The following is a 13194-nucleotide window of genomic DNA, read 5'->3' as shown; positions in this document are numbered from 1 at the left end:
AGAGGAAACACCATGGCACTGACCCCCGATGACGTCGTCACCAAGCAGTTCCAGCACGTGCGCTTCAAGGAGGGCTTCGACCCCGACGAGGTCGACGACTTCCTCGACGAGATCGTCGTCGAGTGGCGCAAGACCATCGCCGAGAACGAGGAGCTGAAGGCCAAGCTCGCCGCGTTCGAGTCCGGCGAGGCCGCTCCGGCCACGGTCGCCGCTCCCGTCGCCGAGGAGCCCAAGGCCGAGGAGCCCGCTCCGGTCGAGACCCCCGCTCCGGCCCCGGCCGCCCCGGTGGCGTCCGACGCCGAGCCGGCCGCGCAGAGCGCCGGCATCATCGAGCTCGCGCAGCGTCTGCACGACGAGCACGTCGCCGAGGGTAAGGCCCAGCGCGACCAGCTCATCGGCGAGGCGCAGGCGCAGGCGGCGTCCATCGTCGCCGAGGCCGAGCAGAAGGGCCGCGAGGAGCGCGCTCGTCTCGAGAAGGAGCGCGTGACGCTCGAGGGCCGTATCACCGAGCTCCGCAACTTCGAGCGCGACTACCGCTCGCAGCTGCGTTCGTACATCGAGGGTCAGCTCCGCGACCTCGACACCAGCGCGTCGTCGTCGGGCTCCACGCCCGTGTCGGCGATCGGCCTGTAAGTCGACAGACTCTTTGCGCAGTCGACCTCCTCTGCGACCGGCGGCGGCCGGCATCGTCATCGCGATCCTTGCGGTGGTGGTGCTGGCCGCCGACCAGTTGGCGAAGACCGTCGCCATCGACAACCTCCCTCCGGAGCGCGTCGTCCCGGTGCTCGGTGACGCCCTGCAGTTCTATCTCGTCCGAAACCCCGGCGCCGCGTTCTCGCTCGGCGAAGGGGTCACCTGGCTGTTCACGATCGCTCTCGCGGTCGTCGCGGCCGTCATCGTCTTCCTCGCCCTCCGCCGCGTGCGCTCGCGCCTGTGGGCCGTCGTCCTCGGCCTGCTGCTCGGCGGGGTGCTGGGCAATCTCACCGACCGCCTGCTCCGCGAGCCGGGCTTCCCGGTCGGACACGTCGTCGACTTCATCTCGACGCCCTGGATGATGCCGGCGATCTACAACGTCGCCGATGTCTTCATCGTGTCGATGATGATCTCCGTCGCGATCCTCGTGCTGTTCGGGCTCCGCCTCGACGGCACGCGTGAGACGCGCGCGTCGCGCGCCGCCGACGCGGCGGCCGCCGGTGACGTCGACGCCTCGTCCGGCCCCGGCGCGCGCTGACATGGAGTCCCGCAGCCTCCCCGTCCCCGACGGGCTCGACGGAACGCGCATCGACCAGGCTCTCGCCAAGATGCTGGGATTCTCCCGCACCTTCGCCGCCGAGGTCGCCGACGCCGGGGGCGTGAGCGTCGACGGCCGCGCCGCCGGACGCTCCGACCGCCTCCGCGCCGGCTCATGGCTGAGTGTGGAGTGGGAGCCCAAGCGCGAACCCGAGATCGTGCCGGTCGCCGTCCCCGACCTCGGCATCGTGCACGACGACGACGACATCGTCGTGGTCGACAAGCCGGCCGGCGTGGCGGCCCACCCCTCCCTCGGGTGGGAAGGGCCCACCGTGCTCGGGGCCCTCGCCGCGGCGGGTTTCCGGATCGCCACGAGCGGCCCGCCCGAGCGGCGGGGGATCGTCCACCGTCTCGACGCCGGCACGAGCGGTCTCATGGTCGTGGCCAAGGCCGAGCGCGCCTACACGCTGCTGAAGAGCGCGTTCAAGGAGCGCGAGGTCGACAAGATCTACCACGCCGTCGTCCAGGGGCATCCTGATCCTCTGGCCGGAACCATCGACGCGCCCATCGGTCGTCACCCGCACCACTCGTGGAAATTCGCCGTGACCCCCGACGGCAAGGACTCGGTCACGCATTACGAGACGCTCGAGGCCTTCCCGCGGGCCTCGCTCCTCGAGATCCACCTCGAGACCGGACGCACGCACCAGATCCGCGTGCACATGGCCGCCCACCGGCATCCGTGCGCCGGCGACCCGCTGTACGGCGCCGACCCGACGCTCTCGGCCCGCCTGGGGCTCACACGTCAGTGGCTGCACGCGCACCGACTGGCCTTCACGCATCCCGGAACGGGGGAGTGGGTCGAGTTCGAGTCGCCCTACCCGGACGACCTGGCACGGGCCCTCGAGATCCTCGGCGACGGCATCTGACCCGGCGCGACGGCGCGCGGCGGTGACCTCCCGCACGTGGAACCGGCGTCGTTCGCGAGATTCGTGCCGCCTCCCGGCCGACGCGGGGCGCGCCCGCGCGTCGACACGGTCGGTCGCCCTGCTCGGCCGCCCGCGCTCGCACGCGGCCGGCGACGCGCCCGGGAGGGCTCCGTCGACTGGGCGTCCGCCCCGAACATCCCGGGCCGATGTCGGAGGCCGAACGTAGACTCGACGCGTGGCAGCTGACTCCTTCGCTCACCTTCACGTGCACAGCGAGTACTCGATGCTCGACGGCGCAGCGCGCATCGGCCCGATGGTCCAAGAAGCCGTCAAGCAGGGCATGCCGGCCATCGCGGTCACCGATCACGGCAACACGTTCGCTGCCTACGAGTTCTACAAGACCGCGAAAGACGCCGGCATCAAGCCGATCATCGGCATCGAGGCGTACGTCACGCCCGGAACCCACCGTTCCGACAAGTCCCGTGTGCGGTGGGGCACCCCCGAGCAGCAGAGCGACGACGTCTCGGGTTCGGGCGCGTACACGCACATGACCCTCCTGTCCGAGACCACCGAGGGCATGCACAATCTGTTCCGGCTGTCGTCGCGGGCGAGCATGGAGGGCTATTACTTCAAGCCCCGCATGGACCGCGAGCTGCTGCAGACCTACAGCAAGGGCCTCATCGCCACGACCGGCTGCCCCTCGGGCGAGGTGCAGACGCGCCTCCGGCTCGGTCAGTACGACGCGGCGAAAGCCGCCGCGGCGGAATTCCAAGACATCTTCGGCAAAGACAACTACTTCGCCGAGATCATGGACCACGGTCTCTCGATCGAGCGCCGTGTCATGTCCGATCTGCTCAAGATCTCCAAGGAGCTCGACATCCCGCTCGTCGGGACGAACGACCTCCACTACACGCACCAGCACGATGCGACGAGCCACGCCGCCCTGCTCTGCGTGCAGTCGGGATCGACGCTCGACGACCCCAAGCGCTTCAAGTTCGACGGCGACGGCTACTACGTCAAGTCCGCCGCCGAGATGCGCCAGGTCTTCCGCGACAACCCCGAGGCGTGCGACAACACGCTCCTCATCGCCGAACGGTGCGAGGTCGAGTTCGACACCTCCGCCAACTACATGCCGCGTTTCCCGGTGCCGGCCGGGGAGACCGAGGGCAGCTGGATGATCAAGGAGGTCGAGAACGGCCTCCACGATCGCTACCCCGGTGGCATCCCGGATGCGGTGCGCAAGCAGGCCGAGTACGAGACCGACGTCATCCTGCAGATGGGGTTCCCGGGCTACTTCCTCGTGGTCGCCGACTTCATCAACTGGGCCAAGAACAACGGCATCCGCGTCGGACCCGGCCGCGGTTCGGGCGCCGGCTCGATGGTGGCCTACGCGATGAAGATCACCGACCTCGACCCGCTCCAGCACGGTCTCATCTTCGAGCGCTTCCTCAACCCCGACCGCGTCTCGATGCCCGACTTCGACGTCGACTTCGACGACCGCCGCCGCGGCGAGGTCATCCAATACGTCACCGAGAAGTACGGTGATGAGCGCGTCGCGCAGATCGTGACCTACGGGACGATCAAGGCGAAGCAGGCCCTGAAAGACGCCGGGCGCGTGCTCGGATTCCCGTTCAGCATGGGCGACAAGCTGACCAAGGCCATGCCGCCGGCCGTCATGGGTAAAGACATGCCGCTCGACGGCATGTTCAATCCCGAGCACCCGCGCTACAAAGAGGCGAGCGAGTTCCGCACGCTCATCGAGACGGATCCCGAGGCCAAGACGGTGTTCGACACCGCGCTCGGACTCGAGAACCTGAAGCGCCAGTGGGGCGTGCACGCAGCCGGTGTGATCATGTCGAGCGAGCCGCTCATCGACATCATCCCGATCATGCGCCGCGAGCAGGACGGCCAGATCGTCACGCAATTCGATTACCCGGCGTGCGAGTCGCTCGGCCTCATCAAGATGGACTTCCTGGGGCTTCGCAACCTCACGATCATCAACGACGCCCTCGACAACATCGAAGCCAACCGCGGGCATCCTCTCGTGCTCGAAGACCTCGATCTCGACGATGCGGCATCCTACGAACTGCTCGCACGGGGCGACACGCTGGGCGTGTTCCAGCTCGACGGCGGGCCCATGCGTTCGCTGCTGCGTCTGATGCGGCCCGACAACTTCGAGGACATCTCGGCCGTGCTGGCCCTGTACCGCCCGGGTCCGATGGGCGTGAACTCGCACATCAACTACGCGCTGCGCAAGAACAAGCAGCAGGAGATCGAGCCGATCCACCCCGAGCTCGAAGAGCCCCTCGCCGACATCCTCGATACCACCTACGGTCTGATCGTCTATCAGGAGCAGGTGATGGCCGTCGCCCAGCGCGTCGCCGGGTACACGCTCGGTCAGGCCGACCTGCTGCGCCGCGCGATGGGCAAGAAGAAGAAGAGCGAGCTCGACAAGCAGAAAGAGATCTTCTTCGGCGGCATGACCGAGCGCGGGTTCGGCGAGGTCGCGCAGCAGACGCTGTGGAAGGTGCTCGAATCGTTCGCCGACTACGCCTTCAACAAGGCGCACACCGCGGCGTACGGTCTCGTGTCGTACTGGACGGCCTACCTCAAGGCGCACTATCCCGCCGAGTACATGGCCGCCCTGTTGACGAGCGTCGGCGACTCGAAGGACAAGATGGCGGTGTACCTCAACGAGTGCCGCCGCATGGGCATCAAGGTCCTGCCGCCCGATGTCAACGAGTCGATCCGCTTCTTCGCCGCCGTCGGGGAGGACATCCGCTTCGGTCTCGGCGCGGTGCGCAACGTCGGCACCAACGTGGTCGACGGCATCGTCGCCGCCCGTCAGGATGCCAAGTACACGTCGTTCCACGACTTCCTGTCGAAGGTCCCGATGCACGTCGCCAACAAGCGCACCGTGGAGTCGCTCATCAAAGCGGGCGCGTTCGACTCCCTCGGATCCACGCGCCGCGCTCTGGTCGAGGTGCACGAGGACGCCTGCGAGGGCGCCGTGCTCGACAAGCGCCGGGAGGCCAACGGCGAGGTCGGTTTCGACTTCGACTCGCTGTGGGACGAACCCCAGCAGGTCGTCAAGGTGCCCGAGAGGCCCGAGTGGACGAAGAAGGACAAGCTCGCCTTCGAGCGCGAGATGCTCGGTCTGTACGTCTCCGACCACCCGCTTGCCGGCCTCGAGGTGCCCCTCGCGAAGCACGCCTCGACATCGATCCACGATCTCCTCGCGTCCGAAGACGTGCAGGACGGCGATCAGGTCACGGTGGCGGGTCTTCTCACCAGCGTCCAGCACCGCGTCGCGAAACAGAGCGGAAACCCATACGGCATGGTCACCGTCGAGGACTTCAACGGCGAGGTGACCGTGATGTTCATGGGCAAGACGTACGCCGAGTTCGCCCCCGTGCTCCAAGCCGACTCGATCCTGGTCGTGCGCGGGCGCGTCTCTCGACGCGACGACGGCCTGAACCTGCATGCCCAGAGCGCCTTCACCCCCGATCTCGAGGGACTCGACGAGTCGGGCGGGCTCACGCTGGTCGTACCCGAACAGCGCGCCAACGAGGCGCTGGTGGGTGAGTTGGCGCAGATGCTCCGACGCCACTCCGGCTCGACCGAGGTGCTCCTGAAGCTGCACAAGGGGGGCACGGCGAAAGTGTTCGAAGTGCCGATGCCGGTTCGCGTGACCGCCGACCTGTTCGGCGAGCTCAAGGGTCTCCTGGGGCCCAATTGCCTCGGCTGACGCCCCGCCGACCGGTCGAGATACCGGAGCGTCGCAACCCCAGCAGACGCTGAAGACCCGCCGGTTACGATGTCCGGGCGCTGCGGCGCCCTGGGTGAAAGGACCCCCGTGAACGATCAGTATCCCCACGACACCTCCCAGCCCGACCCCGACCGCGATCACGTCGACCCGACGACCGCATCCGTCGCGTCATCGGCGTCCGACGAGGCCGGGACTCCCGCCTCGATCGGCGCAGAAACGACCTCCGCACGCGACTCGTCCGCCGAGCACCCGCCGGTCGCCCCGTCGGCACCCGAGCACTCCTCCGCGCCGGTCCGTCCGGGCACCGATCAGGTCGCACCCGCTCGCGCCGAGTCCGCGTCGTACGGCGTCGGGCCGTTCTCCGTGCGTGAGGTCGCCCTGCTGGGCGTCTGGGTGGTGGCCTTCTTCGTCTCGTTCTTCCGCACGAACATCCTGGATTCGCCGTCGGGCGTCCTCATCGGGGGCGGCAACGTGTGGTTGTCCGGGCTGTGGTGGATTCCCGCGGTGGCCCTCCCCACCGTCGCGGTCGGCCTGATCGTGCTGCGTCGACTTTCTCCGCAGGGCATCCGTCGGGTCGGCTCGCTCGGCATCGACCAATTCGCCTCGGTGGCTTTCACGGTTTCGGCCCTCGTGTGGGTCTCGTGGGTATGGGACACCGTGGCGGTCTTCGACCAGACCGGGATCTGGACGCGGTCCTGGGTGATCTGGGTGGAGGCCATCGTGCTCCTGGCCGGGGTCGTCCTCACCGTCTTCGCGCCGGTGATCCCGCCGTTCTCGGCGGATTTCCGCGGCCGTGAAGAGATCGCCGCACACCGCAACGCCCGTCCCATCCGACCGGTCGTCGCCCGTCCGCGCGCGCCGCGGGCCCCGCGCCCCGTCTCCGCACCCGCCGCCGCCGAGGCCGAGGCCGACGCGCCCACTCCCGGCAGCTACACCGGGTCCACCGACCTGCCGCACGACGATGCGGCGCCGGCGACCTCCGTGCTCCCCGCCACGCGCGGCGACGACACGGCGACCGACATCTTCGCGCCGTTGCACGCCGACACCGGGGCCGTGCCCGCGCACGAGACGGGACGCGAGGCCGTCCACGAGCCGCCCGTCGATGCCGGACACGGGTCCGAGGGCGACGATCACCACCATGCGCACGCCTTCTGGGCACTGGCACCCGAGGAGCGGGAGATCGTCGACGACTACGGCACGCCGATCTTCCGGATCGGGCCGACGGCGTGGGCGCTCGTGATCGAGGATCGCGGCGAGACGTTCGTCGTCCGTCACGATGACGGCCGGATCGGCTATCTGCACGACGTGTCGGGCGTGACCCGAGGCTGACGTCGCGAGAGGGTGGGGGTCGCCGGGCCCTCGCCCTCTCTTGTGTCCGCGACCCGGCTCGCGGATCGGATCCCTCTTCCGGCCCACCGGCCGGCTGTCTGAGCGCGCGCTGCGAGCCCTGGGGACTGCGCGAAAGGGCTCCGGGTCGGCCGGTAGCCTTGAGCCCATGCTCCGCACGATCGATCTCCGCGGCCGCGTCCTCTCGCCGGCCGAGCTCCTCGCCGTCGTCCCGCGCGCCGACGCCGCGCGCGACGAGGCCCTGGCCACCGCCGCCCGTCTGGTCGCCGACGTGGCCCATCGGGGCGAGGAGGCTCTCCGTGAGCAGGCCGCGCGCTTCGACCGTGTCAGCGACCACGCGATCCGCGTGCCCATGGCGCACCTCGACGAGGCCCTGCGCGACCTCGACCCGCAGATCCGCGCCGCCCTCGACGAGGCGATCGCGCGCGTGCGCACGGCATCCGCCGCCCAGGTCCCGGCGCCGGTCCTGACCGAGCTCGGCGACGGCGCCCGTGTCACGCAGCGCTGGCAGCCGGTGCGCCGCGTGGGCCTCTACGTGCCGGGCGGCAAGGCGGTCTACCCCTCGAGCGTCGTCATGAATGCCGTTCCGGCCCAGGTCGCCGGCGTGCGCGAGGTCGCCCTCGCCTCCCCGCCGCAGGCCGAATTCGGCGGACGCGTTCACCCCGTCATCCTCGCCGCGGCCCGTCTGCTCGGAGTGACCGAGGTCTACGCGATGGGCGGCGCGGGAGCCATCGGGGCGTTCGCCCACGGCGTCGCCGAGATCGGCCTCGACCCGGTCGACGTCGTGACCGGTCCGGGGAACAACTTCGTCGCCTCGGCCAAGCGCGCTGTCGCGGGCCGGGTGGGCACAGATTCCGAGGCGGGTGCCACCGAGATCCTCGTCGTCGCCGACGAGACGGCCATTCCGGCCCTCGTCGCGGCCGACCTCGTCAGCCAGGCGGAGCACGACGAACAGGCGTCGGCCGTGCTCGTGACCGACTCGCCCGAGCTGGCCGAAGCGGTGCGCGCCGCTCTGCCCGCCCGCGTCGCCTCGACGCGCCACACCGAGCGCGTCACGGCGGCGTTCCACGGGCCGCAGTCGGCCGTCGTGCTCGTCGACGACATCGCGCAGGCCACCGCCTTCAGCAACGCCTACGCGCCCGAGCACCTCGAGCTGCACCTGGCCGATCCGCGGCCCGAGGACTTCGTCAACGCGGGAGCCGTCTTCGTCGGTCCCTACACGCCGGTGAGCCTGGGCGACTACCTCGCCGGCAGCAATCACGTGCTGCCGACGGGGGGACAGGCGCGATACAGCGCGGGCCTCTCCGCGGCGACGTTCCTCCGCCCACAGCAGGTGATCGAGTACGACCGTGCGGCGCTCTCGCTCGTCCGGGATGCCATCGTGACCCTCGCCGACGCCGAGGCGCTCCCCGCTCACGGCGAGGCCGTGACCGCGCGGTTCGACGACTGAGGGAGACCCCATGCACTGCCCCTTCTGCCGCAACCCCGACTCCCGCGTCATCGACTCGCGCACGAGCGACGACGGACTGAGCATCCGCCGTCGGCGTCAGTGCCCGAAATGCGGGGGCCGGTTCTCGACGGTGGAGACGGCGAGCCTGAACGTCATCAAGCGGTCGGGAGTGGTCGAGCCCTTCAGTCGCGAGAAGGTCATGTCCGGCGTGCGCAAAGCCTGCCAGGGACGCCCCGTGACCGACGCCGATCTCGCTGTGCTGGCGCAGCAGGTGGAGGAGGCGATCCGTCAGACGGGGTCGTCGCAGATCGAGGCGAACGAGATCGGTCTGTCGATCCTCGGGCCGCTGCGCGAGCTCGACGAAGTGGCCTATCTGCGCTTCGCGAGCGTGTACCAGGCCTTCGACTCGCTCGACGATTTCGACGCGGCGATCGCCCAGCTGCGCGCCGATCACGCGGGCCGACCCGCGAACGACGATCGCGACGTCGTCCAGTAGCCTGGCGGGGATGTATCCCCTTCTCTTCCGTACGGTCCTCTCGCGTCTCGATCCCGAGTTCGCCCACCATCTCGGTGCGCTCGTCATCCGCGTCGCCGGGGTGGAGCCCGTGGCATCCGTCGTCCGTCGTGCCATCGCGCCCAGTCCCGAGCAGCGGGTGCAGGCCCTGGGGCTGACGTTCGATTCGCCGTTCGGCGTGGCCGCGGGCTTCGACAAGAACGTCACGATGGGCCGCGGACTCGGCGCGCTCGGCTTCGGCCACGTCGAGGTCGGCACGGTCACCGCGCTCCCGCAGCCGGGCAACCCCAAGCCGCGTCTGTTCCGTCTCGTCGCGGACCGCGCCGTCATCAACCGGATGGGGTTCAACAACGACGGCGCCGCCGCTGCGGCCGCACGTCTGCGTCGGCTCCGCCGGTCCCGTCGCCGTCCGGTCGTCGGCGTGAACATCGGCAAGAGCCGCGTCGTGGCCGTGGAGGACGCCACGACCGATTACGTGCGCAGCGCCCGTCTGCTCGCGCCGCTGGCCGATTACCTCGTCGTCAACGTCTCGTCGCCGAACACGCCCGGACTCCGCGGGCTGCAAGCCGTCGAGACCCTCCGCCCGCTGCTGACCGCCGTGCGCGAGGCGGCGGGGGGCACGCCGCTCCTCGTCAAGATCGCCCCCGACCTCGACGACGACGAGGTGAGCGACATCGCCCGTCTCGCCGTCGATGCCGGACTGGCGGGGCTCATCGCCACCAACACCACCATCGCGCGGTCCGGACTGACGACGGATGCCGCGAAGGTCGAGGCTGCGGGCGCGGGTGGGCTCTCCGGCGCGCCCCTGAAGCGCCGCGCACTCGAGGTGCTCCGCCTGGTGCGCGAGGCGGTCCCTGCGGACTTCGTCGTGATCTCGGCCGGGGGAGTGGACACCGCCGACGATGTGCGCGAGCGCCTCGCCGCGGGGGCCACGCTCGTGCAGGGGTACACGGCGTTCCTCTACCGCGGTCCCCTCTGGGCGCGTCAGATCAATCGCGGTCTCGCCCGCGCCCGCTGATCCTCACCGGATGCCGCGTCTCCCGGGCGGCTGATCGGGTCGCCGCCGAGGCCCCGCGCCCGCTGATCCTCGCCGGATGCCGCGTCCTCGGTGCCCCTGACCGGATCGCCCCGCGTTCCCGGACCGACGGCCGCGTGCGAACACGCGCGTGGCGCGGCACGCCGTCCTGAACGCGCGGCACGGCGCAACGCCGCGCCGGGGCGGCCATGCGCCCACCTGCCTGCCGCCTCCGCCCGCTTTCGCAGCCCGTCGAGTGTCCAGGACACGCCGCATGCTCGCCCGTCCGGCGGCGTGTCGTGGACACTCGACGGCGGGAGGGAGCGCCTTCCGCGCACGACCCGCGATTCCGCGACCAACGACGAAGCGGCGCGCCTTCCGGCGCGCCGCTTCGTGAAACGGGGGATCAGGCGGGGTACTGGCCCCGCTTGACCTGAGCCTTCGGCAGGCGCATGAAGCGCATCTGCACGGTGCGCATCGCCGCGTACCACCCGAGGCCCTTCTCGAGGCGGCTCTCGCCGAACTTCTCCTTCGCGGCGCGCTTGACGCGGACCGAGGTGATGATCATGTCGCCGATGACGAAGAGGATGAAGATCCACAGCGCGACGAACGACCAGTACTGGAAGAACTGCACGGGGATCAGCGTCGCGACGATCACGAGCACCATGAACGGCATGACGCCCTCGCCGAGGTGCCAGCCGGCATCCACGAAGTCTCGTGCGAACCGGCGCTGTGGTCCGCGGTCGCGGACCGGCAGGTAGCGCTCCTCGCCCGCCGCCATGCCGATGCGGGCCTTCTCGCGCTGCGCAGCCAATTCTGCGCGAGCGCGGGCCTTCGCCTCTTTGGTGTCGGGGACCAGGGGGCGCTTGCGCGCGGCCTCCTGCTCGGCGCGCGAGGGTGTCGCGCGGCCCTTGCCCGATCCGAGCGCCGTCGAGTCGACGGGGGTGTCGTTGGGGGCGGGGGCAGGGGACTTGGCCACGGGAAACCTCGGTGATTCGCTGGTCGGGAGACTTAAGATTACCCGCATGACCCTCGACCTGTCCCGGCAGGAGGCTGTGCAAAAAGCAGCCGATGCCGGCATCCCCTCCGCCCTGGCCGATCTCGGCTCCCTCGTCCGCATCCCGTCGATCGCCTGGCCGGCCTTCGATCAGAGCGCTCTGGTGAAGAGCGCCGCGGCGGTCGCCGCCCTCCTCGAGGGCACCGGAGTCTTCGATTCGGTTGCGGTCACCCGCGCCGCGATCCCCGGTACCGATGAAGTGGGGCAGCCGGCCGTGCTCGCCTCACGCGCCGCCCGCAATGGTCGACCGACGGTTCTGCTCTACGCCCACCACGATGTACAGCCTCCCGGCGACGAGGCGCTGTGGGACTCGCCGCCCTTCGAGCCGACGCTGCGCGACGGGCGCCTGTACGGACGCGGTGCCGCCGACGACAAGGCCGGCATCATGGCGCACGTCGGCGCGATCCGCGCCGTCTCCGACGTGCTCGGCGACGACCTCGACCTCGGCCTCGCCGTGTTCATCGAGGGGGAAGAGGAGTACGGGTCGCGCTCATTCGGCCAGTTCCTCGCCGACAACGCCGAGACCCTGCGCTCCGACGTCATCGTGGTCGCGGACTCGGGGAACTGGGACGAGCGCACGCCCGGCCTGACGGTGTCGCTGCGCGGCAACGCGCGTTTCACCCTGACCGTGCGCACCCTCGCCCACGCCTCCCACTCCGGGATGATGGGCGGTGCGGTCCCCGACGCCATGCTCGCCACCGTGAAGCTGCTCGCCACCCTGTGGGACGACGACGGCGCCGTCGCCGTCGAGGGCCTCGCGACGCGTGACGTCCCGACACCCGACTACGACGAGGCCACCCTGCGCGCCGAGTCCGGCCTGCTGGAGGGCGTCAGCCCCATCGGACGCGACTCGATCCTGAGCCGCATCTGGAACAAGCCGTCGATCACGATCACCGGGTGGGACGCGACCCCCGTCGAGGCGGCCTCGAACACCCTCGCGCCGCAGACGAGTGTGGTCATCAGCGCGCGGGTCGCCCCCGGTCAGGATGCCGAGAAGGCCTTCGCCGCGGTCCAGGCGCACCTCCGCGCTCACGCGCCGTTCGGCGCGCAGCTCGAGTTCAGCGACGTCGACTGCGGCGACTCCTTCCTCGTGGACACCGGGGGATGGGCCGTCGAGGAGGCGCGCGCCGCGTTCGCCGACGGCTACGGCGTCGAGTCGGTCGATGTCGGGATCGGGGGGTCCATCCCCTTCATCTCCGATCTCGTCCGCGAGTTCCCCGCGGCGCAGATCCTCGTCACGGGCGTCGAGGACCCGCACGCGCGCGCGCACAGCCCGAACGAGTCGCTGCACCTCGACACGTTCCGCAACGCACTGGTCTCGGAAGCGCTGCTGCTGGCGCGCCTGAACGAACGGACCGTCTGATCGGGGCCGCGGGGACGGGACGGGCGTAGACTCGTCTCGTCCCCGCGACCGATCAACCCGAAGGGCATCGCCATGACCGACACCACTCTGTCGTCCTCCGCCGAGACCCGCGAGCACGGCGTCGGCCTGACCGCGGCCGCCTCCGACAAGGTGAAGAGCCTGCTGTCGCAGGAGGGTCGCGACGACCTGCGCCTGCGCGTCGCCGTCCAGCCCGGCGGCTGCTCCGGCCTCATCTACCAGCTGTATTTCGACGAGCGCTACCTCGACGGTGACAAGGTCGTCGATTTCGACGGCGTCGAAGTCATCGTCGACGACATGAGCGTGCCGTACCTCGACGGCGCGAACATCGACTTCAAGGACACGATCTCGGAGCAGGGCTTCACGATCGACAACCCCAACGCGCAGGGCTCCTGCGCCTGCGGCGACAGCTTCCACTGAGCTCGGTCGACGTCCTCCGACATCGGCGTCACGGACCCCCGGGCCACGGATCGCACCGTGGAACCCGGGGGTTTCCGATGTCTCG

11 protein-coding genes are annotated in these 13194 nt (G+C 70.1%); 10 read left to right on the top strand and 1 reads right to left on the bottom strand.

What is annotated here, in order from left to right:
• Positions 1 to 12: 12 nt before the first annotated feature.
• The 8 genes from AB0230_RS00445 to AB0230_RS00410 all read left to right on the top strand — a co-directional run bounded on the left by AB0230_RS00445 (position 13) and on the right by AB0230_RS00410 (position 10254).
• Complete coding sequence (locus tag AB0230_RS00445; protein ID WP_315992976.1) at positions 13 to 633, top strand: DivIVA domain-containing protein; 621 nt, start codon at positions 13 to 15, stop codon at positions 631 to 633.
• Positions 634 to 646: 13 nt separating this feature from the next.
• Positions 647 to 1231, top strand: coding sequence for a signal peptidase II (gene lspA / locus AB0230_RS00440; protein ID WP_315992975.1), 585 nt, complete (start codon positions 647 to 649; stop codon positions 1229 to 1231).
• 1 nt (position 1232) lies between these two features.
• A complete protein-coding gene (locus tag AB0230_RS00435; protein ID WP_315992974.1) occupies positions 1233 to 2156 on the top strand; it encodes an RluA family pseudouridine synthase in 924 nt (307 codons plus the stop codon).
• 235 nt (positions 2157 to 2391) lie between these two features.
• Positions 2392 to 5904, top strand: a complete 3513-nt coding sequence (dnaE, locus tag AB0230_RS00430; protein WP_366373323.1) for a DNA polymerase III subunit alpha — start codon at positions 2392 to 2394, stop codon at positions 5902 to 5904.
• Positions 5905 to 6012: 108 nt separating this feature from the next.
• Complete coding sequence (locus tag AB0230_RS00425) at positions 6013 to 7254, top strand: hypothetical protein (RefSeq protein ID WP_366373321.1); 1242 nt, start codon at positions 6013 to 6015, stop codon at positions 7252 to 7254.
• Positions 7255 to 7420: 166 nt separating this feature from the next.
• On the top strand, positions 7421 to 8722 hold the full coding sequence (hisD, locus tag AB0230_RS00420) for a histidinol dehydrogenase (protein WP_366373319.1): 1302 nt from the start codon (positions 7421 to 7423) through the stop codon (positions 8720 to 8722).
• A 10-nt stretch (positions 8723 to 8732) separates the two neighbouring features.
• Positions 8733 to 9218: a transcriptional regulator NrdR gene (gene nrdR, locus AB0230_RS00415; RefSeq protein WP_076674915.1), complete on the top strand. Its 486-nt coding sequence runs from the start codon at positions 8733 to 8735 to the stop codon at positions 9216 to 9218.
• Between the two features lie 10 nt (positions 9219 to 9228).
• Positions 9229 to 10254, top strand: a complete 1026-nt coding sequence (locus AB0230_RS00410) for a quinone-dependent dihydroorotate dehydrogenase (RefSeq protein WP_366373316.1) — start codon at positions 9229 to 9231, stop codon at positions 10252 to 10254.
• 403 nt (positions 10255 to 10657) lie between these two features.
• Here the strand turns inward: AB0230_RS00410 and AB0230_RS00405 are convergent, their stop codons facing one another.
• Complete coding sequence (locus AB0230_RS00405; protein ID WP_315992969.1) at positions 10658 to 11230, bottom strand: DUF3043 domain-containing protein; 573 nt, start codon at positions 11228 to 11230, stop codon at positions 10658 to 10660.
• Between the two features lie 46 nt (positions 11231 to 11276).
• Here AB0230_RS00405 and AB0230_RS00400 point away from each other — a divergent pair, with 46 nt between their 5' ends.
• Complete coding sequence (locus AB0230_RS00400) at positions 11277 to 12671, top strand: dipeptidase (protein WP_366373314.1); 1395 nt, start codon at positions 11277 to 11279, stop codon at positions 12669 to 12671.
• Positions 12672 to 12743: 72 nt separating this feature from the next.
• The gene (erpA, locus tag AB0230_RS00395) at positions 12744 to 13109 is read left to right on the top strand and encodes an iron-sulfur cluster insertion protein ErpA (RefSeq protein WP_056227791.1); all 366 of its coding nucleotides are present in this window, start codon (positions 12744 to 12746) and stop codon (positions 13107 to 13109) included.
• Positions 13110 to 13194: the final 85 nt, after the last annotated feature.

It is taken from the genome of Microbacterium sp. NPDC089190, from assembly GCF_040701795.1.
GTDB lineage: Bacteria > Actinomycetota > Actinomycetes > Actinomycetales > Microbacteriaceae > Microbacterium > Microbacterium galbum.
The sequence above is the reverse complement of the archived record's forward strand: the minus strand, read 5'-3'. Positions and strand labels throughout refer to the sequence as shown.

Excerpts from the sequence above, each read along its gene's own strand:
- nrdR (WP_076674915.1), top strand. The coding sequence starts at position 8,733 with ATGCACTGCCCCTTCTGCCGCAACCCCGACTCCCGCGTCATCGACTCG.
- erpA (WP_056227791.1), top strand. The coding sequence starts at position 12,744 with ATGACCGACACCACTCTGTCGTCCTCCGCCGAGACCCGCGAGCACGGC.
- hisD (WP_366373319.1), top strand. The coding sequence starts at position 7,421 with ATGCTCCGCACGATCGATCTCCGCGGCCGCGTCCTCTCGCCGGCCGAG.
- AB0230_RS00410 (WP_366373316.1), top strand. The coding sequence starts at position 9,229 with ATGTATCCCCTTCTCTTCCGTACGGTCCTCTCGCGTCTCGATCCCGAG.
- AB0230_RS00445 (WP_315992976.1), top strand. The coding sequence starts at position 13 with ATGGCACTGACCCCCGATGACGTCGTCACCAAGCAGTTCCAGCACGTG.
- AB0230_RS00400 (WP_366373314.1), top strand. The coding sequence starts at position 11,277 with ATGACCCTCGACCTGTCCCGGCAGGAGGCTGTGCAAAAAGCAGCCGAT.
- AB0230_RS00435 (WP_315992974.1), top strand. The coding sequence starts at position 1,233 with ATGGAGTCCCGCAGCCTCCCCGTCCCCGACGGGCTCGACGGAACGCGC.